The following is a 14117-nucleotide window of genomic DNA, read 5'->3' on the forward strand; positions in this document are numbered from 1 at the left end:
CCGCCCCAGCCGCGCAACCAGCGGTAACCCGCGAATCAGGCGTAGGCGCGAAACTCCCTCCACCTGACTTTGCTCTGCAGCCAGATACGCAACCGAAGACTGTGCGTGTCTGTTGCGTGTATAGCTGCAGAGCAAAGTCACTCCGGACCCCCTATGGGTCGTAGAGAAATGTGACAGACAGTGGCGGCTCGTCGCATGCGAGTCGGCTGGCGCAACCGGGGCCGTCATCGGCCCGAGTCTAGGGAAGGCGCTCAGTTCGGCAGCACGCGCGACACGCTGCCGAGGCGTACGCCCGGGCGGTGCTGGCCGGCGGCGGCCTGATCCCCCCGGGGGACATCGACCGCCATCTGACCACCCGCCTCACCCGTCAGGGCGTGCTGCGTCGGGACGACCCGCCCCAGTTCACCGCAGTGATCGACGAAACGGTCTTGCGCCGGCCGGTCGGCGGCCGGGAGACCATGCGCGAACAGCTAAAAGCGCTTATCAATGCCTGCGCGGAGCCGCACATCCGGGTCCACGTCGTCCCGTCCACGGTCGGCGCCTACGCCGGGCTGAACGGCCCGTTCGTGATCGCCACCAGCCCGGACCACCGGATCGCCGGCTACCTCGACAACCAACTTGAGGGGCAAGTGGTTAGCGAGATCAATGAACTGACGGCGATAATGGCCGCGTGGGAAAACGTGCGCGGCGAGGCGCTCTCCCACTGGCAGTCGGTCGATCTCATCAGGGCGGTGGCGGAATCATGGAACTGACGGGCGCCCGGTGGCGCAAGAGCAGCCGCAGCAGCGGCAACGGCGGCAACTGTGTCGAGGTCGCCGACAATCTCCCCGGCCTGGTCGCCGTCCGCGACTCCAAGGACCCGACCGGCCCGGGCCTCACCTTCACCCCCACCGCCTGGCGCACCTTCCTCACCCGACCCCCCACCCGCGCCTGACCCATCCTTCCGGGCCGAACTCTTCAGATCTTGGAAAGTAACCGTTCGAGGCGGACGGAAACTCTCCAAGATCTGGAGGCGGGCCTTCCCCGCGCCGGAGCGATTCGTTCACGCCATCAGCTCGACAGCGCGCGCTGACCGGTAGCCGCGCCCGCCGTACCGCGACGGCCCGCACCGCACGGACCCCGCCACTCGCGACGGCGCCGGCACCCAAAGCCTGGTGCGCCGGCCGCCGTCGAGGGCATGCTGACCCAATGGGGGTACGCGTCGAGCACGCCGGGCCGGTGACCACGGTGATCCTGGACCGGCCGGAGGCGCGCAACGCCGTCGACGGCCCGACCGCCCGAGCCCTCGCGGACGCGTTCCGCGCCTTCGAGGCCGACCCGGACGCGGCGGTCGCCGTGCTCTGGGGAGCGGGCGGCACGTTCTGCTCGGGCGCCGACCTGAAGGCCATCGGTACGCCGCGCGGCAACCGGGTCGAACCGGAGGGCGACGGCCCGATGGGCCCCACCCGGATGCGCCTGTCCAAGCCGGTCATCGCCGCGATCTCCGGCTACGCGGTGGCCGGCGGCCTGGAGCTGGCGCTCTGGTGCGACCTGCGAATCGCCGAGTCGGACGCGACGCTCGGCGTGTTCTGCCGGCGCTGGGGCGTACCGCTGATCGACGGTGGCACGGTCCGGCTGCCCCGACTGATCGGCGAGAGCCGGGCCATGGACCTGATCCTCACCGGCCGCCCGGTCCCCGCCGACGAGGCGTACGCGATGGGCCTGGTCAACCGGCTGGTCGCGCCGGGTGAGGCCCGGGCGGAGGCCGAGCGGCTGGCCGCCGAGATCGCCCGCCACCCGCAGACCTGCCTGCGCAACGACCGGGCGGCGGTGCTCGCCAACTCCGGTCTGCCCGAGCCGGAGGCGATGGCCACCGAGCTGGCCTTCGGCATGGAGTCGCTGATCACCGACGCGATGAAGGGCGCGGCCCGCTTCACCGCCGGCGCCGGCCGCCACGGCGAGCCGGCACCGTAGACCTCAGTTCAACGCGCGCAGGGCGTCCTCGATGGCGCGGTGGAAGGTCGGGTACGCGTAGATCATGTGCCGGAGCTGGCTGACCGGGACCGCCGCGTGCACCGCCACGACCAGCGCGGACAGCACTTCGCCGCCGGCCGGGCCGACCGAGGTGGCGCCGATCAACACGCCCTGGTCGGCGTCGGCGACCAGCTTGATGAAGCCCGCGTTGCCGGCCTTGTGGATCCAACCCCGGGCGGAGGAGGTCAGGTCCGCGTACCCGACCTGGACGTTGACGCCGCGCTCGCGGGCCTGCTGCTCGGTGAGGCCGACCGCGCCCACCTCGGGATCGGTGAAGGTGACCCGGGGTAGCGCCCGATAGTCGGCGTACGGGACGCTGCCCGGCGCGGCGGTCGACCCGCCGGCGCTCATCGCCCCGCCGACCGCGCTGACCACCCCGGCCGCGCCGCCGACCACGCTGGCCGTGCCGCTGGCATCCGGGCCGCCCCTGGTCCGACGCATGTGGTCGAGCACGTCGGCGACGACGATCGCCGCCTGGTACATGGCGATGTGAGTGAACGCGCCCTCGCCGGTGAGGTCGCCGACCGCCCAGATCCCCTCGGTGGCGTGCATCCGCTCGTTCACCGGCAGGTAGCGCTGGGCGGCGTCCACGCCGACGGTGTCCAGGCCCAACTCCTCCAGGTGCGCCCTACGGCCGGTTACCACCAGCAGCTTCTCGCCGGTGAACTCGATGCCGTCGGCGTGCACGGTGAAGGTGACGCCGTCGTGGTCGACCCTCCCGGCCCGTACGCCGGTGTGGATCTCCACTCCGTCGGCCCGCAGCGCCGTCGCGGCCACCTCGGACGCCTCCGGCTCCTCGATGGCGAGCACCCGGTCGGCCGCCTCGATCACCGTCACCCGTACGCCGAACCGGGCGAAGACCTGGGCCAGCTCCAGCCCGATCGCGCCGCCGCCCAGCACCAGCAGCGACTCCGGCAGCTCCTCGACCTCGATCGCCTGATGGTTGGTCCAGTACGGGGTGTCGGCCAGTCCGTCGATCGGCGGGATCGAGGGGCGGGTGCCGGTGCCGAGCACGATCCCGTACCGGGCCTGGAAGACCTGGTCGCCGACGCGTACCCGGCCGGGGCCGTCGAGCCGGCCGCAGCCCCGGACGAACCGGCCGCCCTTGCCGGTGAACCGCTCGACCGCCGCCCGGTCGTCCCAGGTGTCGGTGGCCTCCTCGCGGATCCGCCGGGCCACCGGCGCCCAGTCAGGCTGGACCTGCGCGGAACCGGCCAGCTCGTTGACCCGGTGTGCCTCGGCCAACGCGTTCGCCGCCCGGATCATCATCTTGCTCGGCACGCAGCCCCAGTAGGGGCATTCGCCGCCGACCAGGTCCCGCTCGATCCCGACGACGGTGAGGCCGGCCTCGGCGAGTCGCCCGGCCACCTCCTCGCCGCCGACCCCGAGCCCGACCACGACCACGTCCACCAGCTCCGGCTCCGCCATCCCGTCAGCATTCCCCACCGCTGGGCCAGCAGCAGCATTCGCCACCAATGAAGTGTTAGTAGGGGGCCCCTATACAACGCCAGGCGTTAACAGGGGGCCCTTCCTTTCCGGCGGGCCGGGGACGGGGACCGGTGTGCCGGGCGGGGTGAGGAGGGCCCGCGCGAGCACCGACAACCGCCGCCCCCCGGGTACGCGGGCCCGCCGCGCGAAGACGTCGTAGTCCTGGGCGGCCACCTCGTCGAGGATCCCGCCGTAGAGCGCGTACGCGGTGCGCATGCAGGACTGTGAGGTGTCGGCCAGCAGGGGGATGCCCGGCGCGGCGGCCGCGTAGTGGGTCTGGGCGCGGGCCACCTCGTACCGGATCAGCTCGCGGATCGCGGGCGTGCTGTGCCCGGCCGCCCGGGCCACGAGCAGATCCTCCCGGGTGACGTCGAACCGGGCCAGGTCCTCGTCGGGCAGGTAGGTCCGCCCCCGGTCCAGGTCCTCGGCGACGTCGCGGATGAAGTTGGTGAGCTGGAACGCGAAGCCGAGCTGGCGGGCCGGCTCCCGGGCGGCGGCCTGGTCGGAGCTGCCCAGGATCGGCAGCATCATGGTGCCGATGACGGCGGCCGAACCCTCCATGTAGTCGAGCAGGTCGGCGTAGCTCGGGTAGGACGTGACTGTCAGGTCCATCGCCATGCTGTGCAGGAACGACGCGAAGTCGGCGCGGTCCAGGTCGAAGACGGCGATGGTGTGCAGCACCGCCGGGAGGAGCGGGTCGTCGACCGGGCCGCCGTGCAGCCCGGCCACGAAGCGTTCGGACCAGTCCGTCAGCCGGGCGGCGCGCTCGGCCGCCGGCATCTCCTCGGTCCGGTCGACGATCTCGTCGGCGTACCGGGTGAACCCGTATAAAGCGTGAACGTGCCGCCGTTTCCATGCGGGCAGCAGCCGGGTGGCGAGATAGTAGCTCCGACCGTGGCGTCTGTGCAGCTCGCGGCAGCGGTCATAGGCAGCGGTGAGATCGGCGTACGCCACCCGCACCTCCTCGAATTCGACGCAGCTATCGACGCAACTCGTAACCCTAGGGTACGCTCATCCCCATGGCCAACGACGCCGTTACCAGCGGATAGGGGGTGGCCACGTGCGGATCGTGACCGGACGCACCGACCGGGTGGTGGTCGTCGGCGCCGGCCTGGGCGGGCTGGCCTGCGCGCTGCACCTCGCCGGCAGCGGCCGGCAGGTGACCGTGCTGGAACGCGAGGCGGTGCCGGGCGGGCGGGCCGGCCGGCTCAGCGTCGACGGTTACGAGTTCGACACCGGCCCGACCGTGCTCACCATGCCCGACCTGATCGCCGAGGCGTTCGGCGCGGTCGGCGAGGAGCTGGCCGACTGGCTCGATCTCACCCCGCTGGACCCGGCTTACCGGGCTTACTACCCGGACGGCTCGACGCTGGACGTCATCACGGACACCACCCGGATGGCCGCCGAGATCGCCCGGGTCTGCGGTCCCCGCGAGGCCGACGGCTACCTGCGGTTCGTCGACTACGCCCGGGACCTGTGGCGGTGGGAGCGCGCCGACTTCATCGAACGGAACCTGGACGCCCCCACCGACCTGCTCACCGCCAACCTGCTGAGGTTGCTGGCCAACGGCGCGTTCCGGCGACTCCAGACCAAGATCAGCCAGTTCTTCCGCGACCCGCGTACCCAGCGGATCTTCTCCTTCCAGGCCATGTACGCCGGCCTCGCGCCGCACGACGCGCTGGCCATCTACGCGGTCATCGCGTACCTCGACTCGGTGGCCGGGGTCTGCTTCCCTCGCGGCGGCATCCACGCGGTCTCCCGCGGCTTGGCCGGCGCGGCCGAGAAGCACGGCGTGCAGATCCGGTACGGCACCACGGTGACCCGGGTGGAGACCGCCAACGGCCGGGCCTCCGGCGTGCTGACCGCCGACGGCGAGTTCGTTCCCGCGGACGTCGTGGTGCTCAACCCGGACCTGCCGGTGGCCTACCGGGACCTGCTGCCCGCCGGCCGACAGCGCCGGCTGCGCTACTCACCCTCCTGTGTGGTGCTGCACATCGGGTCGACGCAGGGCTATGCGAAGATCGCCCACCACAACATCCACTTCGGGCGGTCCTGGCGGGGCACGTTCGACGAGGTGATCCGGCGAGGCGAGCTGATGACCGACCCGTCGCTGCTGGTGACGAACCCGAGCCGCACCGACCCGTCGGCTGCCCCGGCCGGGCGGCACACCTACTACGTGCTCGCCCCGGTGCCGAACCTCGACCGGGCGCCGCTGCCCTGGCGGGGCGGCCTGGCCCGCCACTACACCGACCAGCTCATCGGGACCCTGGAGGAGCGGGGTTACGTCGGCTTCGGCGCCGGGGTCGAGGTGTTGCGCACGATCACCCCGGCCGATTGGGCGGAGCAGGGCATGGCCGCCGGCACCCCGTTCGCCGCCGCGCACAGCTTCCTCCAGACCGGGCCGTTCCGGCCGTCGAATCTGCACCGGACGCTCGGCAACGTGGTCTTCGTCGGTTCCGGCACCCAACCCGGGGTGGGCGTGCCGATGGTGCTGATCAGCGGCAAACTCGCCGCCTCGCGGATCACCGGAGCCACCCGGTGAACACCTGCAACAACACGATCCCGAAGAAAGGGCCGGTGCCGTGACTTCCCGCGAAGGACACCTGGTCGAACTGGTCGACAACGACGGACGCGCGCTCGGCGAGGACACCGTGGCCGCCGCCCACCAGCCGCCGGGGCGGCTGCACCGCGCGTTCTCGGTGCTACTGATTGACCCCGAGGGGCGGGTCTTGCTCCAGCAACGGGCCGCCGTCAAGACCCGCTTCCCGCTGCGCTGGGCCAACTCCTGCTGCGGGCACCCGCTGCCGGGCCAGCCGCCGGCCGAGGCCGCCAACCAGCGGCTCGCCGAGGAGCTCGGCGTCGGCCCGGTCGACCTCACCGAAGTCGGGGTGTACGCCTACCACGCCGACGATCCGGCCACCGGCCGCGTCGAGTTCGAGTACGACCATGTGCTGCGCGCCGACGTGCCGGCCGACCTGCCCACCCGGCCCGACCCGACCGAGGTGGCCACCCTGCGCTGGGTCGACCCGCACGAGCTGGTGGCGGACATTGCAGCCAACCCGAGCGCGTACGCGCCGTGGCTGGGCGGGGTGGTGGACCGGCTGCTGCGACCGACGGGTCCCGCCACCGACGGATCCGGCGCCGTCCCGGCCGGTGCGACTTTCACCGGAACGCCGGCCGTCAGCGCGACCCTGTCCGGGGTGCCGGCCGACCAGGCACCGGAGCGGTCGGGTGGCCGATGAGGGGCTGAGCGCGGGCGCCGTCGCGCGCCGGCTGGGTGTCGCGGTCACCACGCTGCGCACCTGGCACCAGCGCTACGGCCTCGGTCCCGGTGAGCACGTACCGGGGCACCATCGGCGCTACACCCCGGCCGACCTCGCGCGGCTGGAGATCATGCGGCGGCTCACCGCCGAGGGGGTGAACCCGGCCGAGGCGGCCCGCTGGGCCCGGCAGGCACCGGTCCTGGCCCCACCCGAACGTCTCGGGCGGCCGACCCGGCAGAGCGTCACCCGAGCCGGCGACGGTACGACCATCCCCGTCGGCCGAGCCGGCGGCGGCGCGACCATCCCGGTCGGCCGGGCCGGACCGGCCGCCCGCGGGCTGGCCCGCGCCGCGATGCGGCTGGACTCGACGGCCATCGGCGAGACGATCGCGCACGCCCTCGCCGCCGATGGTGTGGTGGCGACCTGGGACGGGCTGCTTCGGCCGGTGCTCGCCGGCATTGGTGAACGGCACGCCGCCACCGCCACGCTGATCGAGGTGGAACACCTGATGTCCCGGTGCGTGTCCGAGGCGTTCGCCGCGGCGACCCGGGCGCACCCGGCCGCCGGTCCGGCCCGGATCCTGCTCTCCTGCGCCGATGAGGAGCAGCACACGCTGCCGTTGGAGGCGTTGGCCGCCGCCCTCGCCGAGGCGGGGGTGAGCTATCGCATGCTGGGCGCCCGGGTGCCCGTGCCGGCTTTGATCGAGGCGGTCACCCGGACCGGGCCGGCGGCCGTCGTGCTCTGGTCGCACACTCCGGCAACGGCTGGTCCGCACCAGCTGTCCGCGCTGCTCGCCGCGCCCCGCCGGCCGCTGCTGGTGCTCGCCGCCGGGCCGGGCTGGCGGGCCGACACGCTGCCGGCCGGCGTGGTCCGGCCGGTGGACCTGGCCGGGGCGGTCTCGCTGGTGATGGCCGTACGCGACTCGCAGGACCGGTCGACGCCGGCCTGACCGCCTCTCCCGCTTCGGCATCGCGTCGGATACGGTCAAAGTCCGCATACCCCGACCCCTCTCGGGAGCGACGATGCGTTCACGCGCCGCGCTGGGGCTCGCCCTCGGCCTGGTGATATTCCTCACCGGCTGTGGCGAACCCGGCAAGACCCCACCTCGGGCGGGTGGCCCACCAGCCACCACCTCGCCCACCCCGACACCGAGCCCGGCGCCCACCCCGCAGCCGGTCCGCACCACCCCGCCGAAGCTGCGCCCGCTGCCGAAGGCCCTGCCCGCCGGGCTGCATCGCCGCAGTGGCGACCAGGGGGTGGCGTTGACCTTCGACGACGGGCCGGATCCGCGGTGGACGCCGCAAATTCTCGACCAGCTCCGGGCGGCCCACGTCACCGCGACGTTCTGCCTGATCGGCACGCAGGCCCGGCGCCACCCCGAGCTGGTGAAGCGGATCGTCCGAGAGGGCCACCAGCTCTGCAACCACAGCTGGCGACACGACCTGGACCTCGGCCGACGTTCGGACGCGGAGATCATGGCCGACCTGAAGCGAACGAACCGGGTCATTCGAGCCGCTGTGCCGGATGCCGAGATCACCTGGTTCCGCCAACCCGGTGGACGGTGGACGGCCGAGGAGGTGGCGGTGGCGCGCAAGCTCGGCATGCGCGCGCTGCACTGGAACGTCGACCCGCAGGACTGGAACCATCCCACCAGTAAGACGATCATCAAGCGGGTGAAAGCGGCGGCCCGTCCCGGCTCGATCGTGCTGATGCACGATGGTGGCGGCGACCGGAGCCAGACGATGGTCGCCTGCCGGAAGGTAATTCCCGACCTGAAGCGGCGGTACGGGATCATCGAGCTCCACTGACCTGCGGTTTCGTCCTTCGGTTCGGCCGGGGGGATACCGGTTTGGTCGACCGCCGGGGCATGGCATATGCTTCTCATGCCTCCGGCGGGGCCGGATGGGAGCAAGTCCGCCAGAACTTGCGATGTGCAATGATGGCGGGGCCGCCCTCATCGTCTAGCGGCCCAGGACGCCGCCCTTTCAAGGCGGTAGCACGGGTTCGAATCCCGTTGGGGGCACGGTCCGACCTCGGTCGGATGCAACACCAGCTAGGTCCTGTGGAGCAGTCGGAGTGCTCGCCGCCCTGTCAAGGCGGAGGTCGCGGGTTCAAGTCCCGTCAGGACCGCAAGCGCTGACGCCGCGCTCACCATGCGCGGCGTTCTGCGTATCGGCCCATGCGATAGCATGAGCCGAGCATCACGGCCAGGTAGCTCAGTTGGTACGAGCGTCCGACTGAAAATCGGAAGGTCGGCGGTTCGACCCCGCCCCTGGCCACATAGCCTTTCGCCGGGCTACAGAGGTCCCCACCAGCGGAAACGTCGGTGGGGATCTTGCTATCTACCCTCATCTCGCGCACGTAGATCACCCACGGCGAGAGGATCAATTGGCCTGCGGAGGCGCACCTTTGGTGATCGCCGGTAATGGCAGGCATGCCGTACCGTCGATGGCATGACGACGATGGCGGTATTACTCGTGGTGGTCGTGGTGTTGGTGCTCGCGGTCGTTGTCTTCCTGAGCTGGCGAGACCGGAATCGGCTCTCGTCGGATGAGGACTCGACCGCGGTCCGCCACGCCAGTGCCGACCAGCATCGGCGCGAGGCAGAGCGCCACTCCGTGCAGCTCCTCGCAACGCCCAAGGGCCCCAACCCCTGAGCAAGCCACGTACGACCAGCAACCTGCTGGCGCGGCCGCCAGGCGGACAGGGCTGCGAAGCGAGCAGTCGGCAACCGTCCGACGAAGGTCACCCGACCCATCACCGTCGACGCCGACAACCCTGAGTGGCCCGCAATGTTCGCCAAGGAGGAGGCGACGGTCCGTGCTGCCCTCGGCACCCGGGCGCTTGCGGTCGAGCACGTAGGGTCGACCGCCGTGCCCGGTCTGGCCGCCAAGAATCGGATCGACATCGACCTCATCGTCGCGGACCCGTCAGATGAAGCACCTGATCCTCAGAGACTGGCTTCGCACCCACCCTGAGGATCGCGACCGTTACGCGGCCGAGAAGCACCGAGTTGCTCGAGAACACCCGATGGACATGGCGTTGTACGTCCAGGGCAAGACGGCGATCATCATCGACATTCTCAAGCGGTGCGGGCTGCGCTGAACAGCTGTCTGGAGATCCCTGTCCCAGCGTCGAAAAGCGGACGCTCGCCAAGCTGCGCAGGGGGGCAGTAGCCGGTATGGTCCGGGCCTATGGGACAGGAGATGGCCGATCCGGATGAGGTCAGCCAGGAATTCGACCGCTTCTCCCTGCGTAGCCTCCTTTTCGCCCCAGCCTCCGCCGAGCGGGCGTACGCGGTCTTCACCGGGTCGCTGACCGACTGGTGGGTACGCGAATACACCTGGTCCGGGCCGGAGGCGCTCGCCGAGCTGGGGATCGAGCCTCGGGCCGGCGGGATGCTCTACGAGATCGGCCCGTACGGCTTCCGGAACGACTGGGGCCGGGTGCTGACCTGGGACCCGCCGCGCCGGTTGGTCTTCAGCTGGCAGATCGGGCCGGACCGGGTGCCGGTGCCGGATCCGGCGCGAGCCAGCGAGGTGGAGGTGCTCTTCCTGCCGGAAGGGCCGGAGCTGACCCGGGTCGAGGTCGAGCACCGCTACTTCGACCGGCACGGCGCAGCCGCCGAAGGCTACCGCGAGGCGCTCACCGCCGGCTGGCACGAACTCCTCTGCCGCTATCTCGCGACGGTCGCCCGCAGCGGGTGCTGACCACACGGGCATCCCGGTGCCGGCTGGTCAGCTCTCCCGGCTGCGCAGCGTTGCCACCGTCGATCCGGCGAGGGTGAGCAGGCAGTCCGGCAGCAGCCCGTCGGCCGCCGCGGCCCCGAAGAGCGCCTCCCCGGTGTCGGTGTCGTCGTTGGCGTACGCGCTGACGAAACGGGCCACCCACCGGGTGTCGTAGTCGGCCTGGTCGATGCCGGGGAAATCCAGTGCGCAGGCGCCGAGCGGAGCGTCGTCGCCGACCATGGTGGCGGCCAGACACCACGCCACCCCGTACGCCCCGGCCAGACCGGAACGGTCCACCACGGCGTCGAAGGTGCCCGCCACCGCATCCCCGTCGCCGACCAGGGCCGAGCGGAGCACGGCTGTCGCATCGTTAAGCGTCTGCTGTGCTTCGTCGGTCACCTGACGAACAGTAGGACGAGGGGTCAAGCGGTGACCCGAAACAGACCGCCCGTCACGGTGCGTGAGATCCGAAGTCGAGCTGCCGACGGAACGTCCTCGATGGCCCCGCAACCCGCCCCGGCACGCTAATGTGCGCAGCGGACCTCGCCGGAGGAAGGACGATCATGCTCGTATCACGCGCGTCCCGCGCGGCCGTCTTCGCGGCCGGCGCGGCGCTCCTGCTCGCTACCAGCGCCTGCGGGAGTGACCAGCCCGAGAGTGCCACCCAGACCCAGGTGCGCCTCTACGGCACCGACGCCAACATGATGAACTCCTATGCCGGGGAACTGAAGGATCGCGCCAGCCTGATCAACGGTATGACGGGCACGAGCCCGATGATGCCGTTGTCGGCAAGCTTCAAGGAACGGCTCGCCAGCGTGGACCCGAAGTTGGGGGACTACACCTACGCCCCCGAGACGTACGACGCGGTGGTGATCAGCGCCCTGGCCGCCCAGCTCGCCGGCACCACCGACCCGACCGCCATCGCCAAGCAGATCATCGGGGTGACCAACGACGGTGAACGCTGCGAGGATCCGGCGGCCTGCCTGGGGCTGGCCCGGCAGGGGCTGGACATCGAATACCGGGGTGTGTCGCTGACCCGGTCCGGGTTCACCGACGCCGGCGAGCCCTCCACGGCCAGCTACGCCACTCTGCACTTCGACCACGAGAAGCTCAACGACGGCAAGACCGAGTTCGTCGGCGCCGGCGACGAGTCCGCAGCGAGCACCAGGACGCCGCCAAAGGCCAAGAAGCAACGCGCGGGCGAGAAGGCCCATGATGCCCCGCTGGTCGTCGGCGGGCTGCTGCCGAAGACCGGTGACCTGGCGCTGGCGTACCCGCCGATGGCGGCCGCCGCAACGCTCGCGATCAAGGAGATCAACGCGGCCGGCGGGGTGCTCGGCAAGCCGGTCGTCTGGATCGACGGCGACGACGGCACCAACCCGGACGTCGCCAAGGCCACCGTCGCCTCGCACGTGCGGCATGGCGTGCACGTCATCATCGGCGCGGGCGCCTCGGGCATCACCCGCGCGGTGCTGCCGGACGTGGTCGCCGCCGGCCGGGTGCTCTTCTCCCCGTCCAACACGGACGCCGGGCTCACCACGGCGGACGACCACGGCCTCTACTTCCGCACCGCGCCCCCGGACACCCTGCAGGGTCGGGCGCTGGCCGACGTGATCCTGCGCGACGGGCCGCACAAGATCGCCATCGTGGCCCGCAAGGATTCGTACGGCGAGGGTCTCCAGGAGAAGGTCCGCGCCGAGCTGGAGCGGGTTGGCTTCGACGGCGACCGGGTGAAGCTGCTGTCCTACCTGCCGCCGGCCGACGCCGACGCCCCACCGGTGGACTTCAGCGAGGCCGCCAGAGAGATCAAGGACTTCAACGCGGATGCCGCGCTCATCATCGGCTTCAGCGAGTCCGCAGCCGTGATCACCGCGCTCGCCGACGCCGGAGTGCAGCTCCGACACTGACGACGCCTACGGCCGCACCGGGGAGCCGGTGCGGCCGTCGCCGTGTGCGGGCAGCGGCTCAGCGAGCCCGGCGTCGCTCCAGGAACTCGGTCATCCGCCGATGCTTCTCCTCGTCCTCGAAGAGCACCGCCTGGCTGAGCAGGTCGAGCTGTGGGTGGGCGGCGGCCGGGGCGTCCACGGCCAGCTTGGTCAGCCGCACCGCCAACGCCGATCCCTTGGCGATCTCGTCGAGCAGACCGTGCGCGGCGGGCAGCAGTTCCGCCGGCTCCGCCACCACCCGATTGACCAGGCCGATCCGCAGCGCCTCGTCGGCGTCCACCCGCCGGCCGGTGAAGAGCAGCTCCTTGGCCCGGGCCTCGCCGACCAGCGCCGGCAGCCGGTAGGTCGCGCCCGCGCCGGCCAGGATGCCCAACCGCACCTCGGGCTGGCCGAACGCCGCGCGCGCCGTGCACACCCGCAGGTCACAGGCGTACGCCAGCTCGGCGCCGCCGCCCAACGCCGGGCCGTCCACGGCAGCCACGGTCGGCATCGGCAGCGCCCGGATCCGGGCGAAGGCGGCCTGGTTGATGGCGGCCAGGGCGTCCAGCCGGCCGCGCTCGCGGAGCTGGCCGATGTCCGCCCCGCCGGCGAAGATGCCCTCCGTCCCGCCGGTGAGCAGCAGCAGCCGAGGCCGCGCCTCCAACTCGGCGCAGACGGCGTGCAACTCGGCGATCAGGTCGGCGTCAATGGCGTTGCGCTTCTCCGGCCGGTCCAGCGTGACGACCAGCCGGTCCGGCAACTCCTCGATCCGCAGCCCGCTCATTGGCGCACGCCGTCCTTCCACGCATAGAAACCCTGGCCGGACTTCTTGCCCAACTTCCCGGCGGCCACCATCTCCACCAGCAGCGGCGGCGGCGCGAACCGGTCCCCGTACGCGGCCTGGAGGGTGCGGGCGATGTCGAGCCGAACGTCCAGCCCGACCAGGTCGGTCAGCTCCAGCGGGCCGATCGGGTGCCGGTAGCCGAGCACCATCGCCTTGTCGATGTCGGCAGGGCTGGCCACTTCGTCGGCGACCATCCGGATCGCTTCCAGGCCGAGGGTCACCCCGAGCCGGGAGGTGGCGAAGCCGGGCATGTCGCGTACGACGACGGGGTCCTTGCCCAGCCGGCCGGCGAGCGCGACGGCCGCCTCGGCGGTCTCCGGCGCGGTGGCCGGGCCGACCACGATCTCCAGCAGCGCCATCGCCCAGACCGGGTTGAAGAAGTGCAGCCCGACGAAGTCGGCGGGCCGCTCCAGCCCTTCGGCCAGCTCGGCGATCGGGATGCTCGAGGTGTTGCTGCCGAGCAGGGCGGGGCACCGCGCCTCGGCCTCCCGGAGCACCGACCTCTTCAGGTCGAGCCGCTCGGGGACCGCCTCCACGATCACGTCGGGCCCCTCGGCGACCGCGGCGAGCCCGGCCCGCAGGGTGAGCCGCTCCCGGTTCGCCGCCGCCTCCTCGGCGGTCAGCTTGCCGCGCTGCACCCCGCGCTCCCACAGCTCGCCGAGCCGCCGTACGGCGGCGTCGCCGCGCGCCGGGTCCACCTCGACCAGCTCGACCGCGTAGCCGGCGCCGGCCGCCACGTACGCGATGCCGAGGCCCATGGTGCCGGCCCCGACGACCACAAAACGACCACTCATGACGTCCTCTCGCCGCGTGCGGTGGCGCATGGGGTCTCCGCCGCGCCCGGCCGCCCGCTCCG

At 71.8% G+C, this 14117-nt stretch carries 14 protein-coding genes, 3 tRNA genes and 2 pseudogenes; 14 read left to right on the forward strand and 5 right to left on the reverse strand.

Features of this window, described 5'->3' with window-relative positions:
- Positions 1-281: 281 nt before the first annotated feature.
- The 3 genes and pseudogenes from ABZ671_RS03205 to ABZ671_RS03215 all read left to right on the forward strand — a co-directional run.
- Positions 282-752: pseudogene (locus ABZ671_RS03205) on the forward strand (DUF5753 domain-containing protein); the annotation flags it as partial.
- A complete protein-coding gene (locus ABZ671_RS03210) occupies positions 743-934 on the forward strand; it encodes a DUF397 domain-containing protein (RefSeq protein WP_357850295.1) in 192 nt (63 codons plus the stop codon). The pseudogene ABZ671_RS03205 and the gene ABZ671_RS03210, both read left to right, overlap by 10 nt.
- A 254-nt stretch (positions 935-1188) precedes the next feature.
- Positions 1189-1953, forward strand: a complete 765-nt coding sequence (locus ABZ671_RS03215; protein WP_357850298.1) for a crotonase/enoyl-CoA hydratase family protein — start codon at positions 1189-1191, stop codon at positions 1951-1953.
- Positions 1954-1956: 3 nt separating this feature from the next.
- Here the strand turns inward: ABZ671_RS03215 and ABZ671_RS03220 are convergent, their stop codons facing one another.
- Together ABZ671_RS03220 and ABZ671_RS03225 are read right to left on the reverse strand one after the other, a co-directional pair.
- The gene (locus ABZ671_RS03220) at positions 1957-3441 is read right to left on the reverse strand and encodes an FAD-dependent oxidoreductase (protein ID WP_357850301.1); all 1485 of its coding nucleotides are present in this window, start codon (positions 3439-3441) and stop codon (positions 1957-1959) included.
- Between the two features lie 69 nt (positions 3442-3510).
- Positions 3511-4455 carry a phytoene/squalene synthase family protein gene (locus tag ABZ671_RS03225; protein ID WP_357850305.1) on the reverse strand — a complete coding sequence of 315 codons (945 nt, stop codon included), beginning with the start codon at positions 4453-4455 and terminating at the stop codon, positions 3511-3513.
- Between the two features lie 106 nt (positions 4456-4561).
- Between ABZ671_RS03225 and crtI the strand changes: the two genes are divergently transcribed.
- The 10 genes and pseudogenes from crtI (at position 4562) to ABZ671_RS03275 (ending at position 10474) form a co-directional block, all read left to right on the forward strand.
- Positions 4562-6043, forward strand: a complete 1482-nt coding sequence (gene crtI / locus ABZ671_RS03230; RefSeq protein ID WP_357850309.1) for a phytoene desaturase family protein — start codon at positions 4562-4564, stop codon at positions 6041-6043.
- Between the two features lie 40 nt (positions 6044-6083).
- Positions 6084-6743, forward strand: coding sequence for an isopentenyl-diphosphate Delta-isomerase (idi, locus tag ABZ671_RS03235; RefSeq protein WP_357850312.1), 660 nt, complete (start codon positions 6084-6086; stop codon positions 6741-6743).
- Positions 6733-7713 carry a MerR family transcriptional regulator gene (locus ABZ671_RS03240; protein WP_357850315.1) on the forward strand — a complete coding sequence of 327 codons (981 nt, stop codon included), beginning with the start codon at positions 6733-6735 and terminating at the stop codon, positions 7711-7713. Before idi ends, ABZ671_RS03240 begins: the two co-directional genes overlap by 11 nt.
- Positions 7714-7786: 73 nt before the next feature.
- Positions 7787-8572, forward strand: a complete 786-nt coding sequence (locus ABZ671_RS03245; protein ID WP_357850318.1) for a polysaccharide deacetylase family protein — start codon at positions 7787-7789, stop codon at positions 8570-8572.
- A gap of 142 nt (positions 8573-8714) precedes the next feature.
- Positions 8715-8787, forward strand: a tRNA-Glu gene (locus ABZ671_RS03250).
- Positions 8788-8820: 33 nt separating this feature from the next.
- A tRNA-Asp gene (locus tag ABZ671_RS03255) sits at positions 8821-8894 on the forward strand.
- 75 nt (positions 8895-8969) lie between these two features.
- Positions 8970-9043: transfer RNA gene (locus ABZ671_RS03260), tRNA-Phe, on the forward strand.
- Positions 9044-9217: 174 nt separating this feature from the next.
- Positions 9218-9421, forward strand: coding sequence for a hypothetical protein (locus ABZ671_RS03265; protein ID WP_357850321.1), 204 nt, complete (start codon positions 9218-9220; stop codon positions 9419-9421).
- Positions 9422-9556: 135 nt separating this feature from the next.
- A pseudogene (locus ABZ671_RS03270) lies at positions 9557-9869 on the forward strand (GrpB family protein).
- Between the two features lie 89 nt (positions 9870-9958).
- Complete coding sequence (locus tag ABZ671_RS03275; protein ID WP_357850324.1) at positions 9959-10474, forward strand: SRPBCC family protein; 516 nt, start codon at positions 9959-9961, stop codon at positions 10472-10474.
- A 27-nt stretch (positions 10475-10501) separates the two neighbouring features.
- Here the strand turns inward: ABZ671_RS03275 and ABZ671_RS03280 are convergent, their stop codons facing one another.
- Positions 10502-10891, reverse strand: a complete 390-nt coding sequence (locus ABZ671_RS03280; protein WP_357850327.1) for a hypothetical protein — start codon at positions 10889-10891, stop codon at positions 10502-10504.
- 164 nt (positions 10892-11055) lie between these two features.
- On the opposite strand from ABZ671_RS03280, the gene ABZ671_RS03285 reads away from it, so the two are divergent.
- Positions 11056-12399 (forward strand): ABC transporter substrate-binding protein, encoded by a 1344-nt coding sequence (locus ABZ671_RS03285; protein WP_357850330.1) that lies wholly within the window; start codon positions 11056-11058, stop codon positions 12397-12399.
- Between the two features lie 58 nt (positions 12400-12457).
- Here ABZ671_RS03285 and ABZ671_RS03290 read toward each other — a convergent pair whose 3' ends face one another.
- Entirely contained in the window at positions 12458-13201 is a 744-nt protein-coding gene (locus ABZ671_RS03290; protein WP_357850332.1) for an enoyl-CoA hydratase/isomerase family protein, read from the reverse strand.
- Complete coding sequence (locus ABZ671_RS03295) at positions 13198-14055, reverse strand: 3-hydroxyacyl-CoA dehydrogenase family protein (protein ID WP_357850335.1); 858 nt, start codon at positions 14053-14055, stop codon at positions 13198-13200. The genes ABZ671_RS03290 and ABZ671_RS03295 overlap by 4 nt, the downstream gene beginning before the upstream one ends.
- Positions 14056-14117 lie beyond the last annotated feature (62 nt).

Origin of the sequence: Micromonospora sp. NPDC006766, from assembly GCF_040636055.1 — a bacterium.
Classification (GTDB): domain Bacteria; phylum Actinomycetota; class Actinomycetes; order Mycobacteriales; family Micromonosporaceae; genus Micromonospora.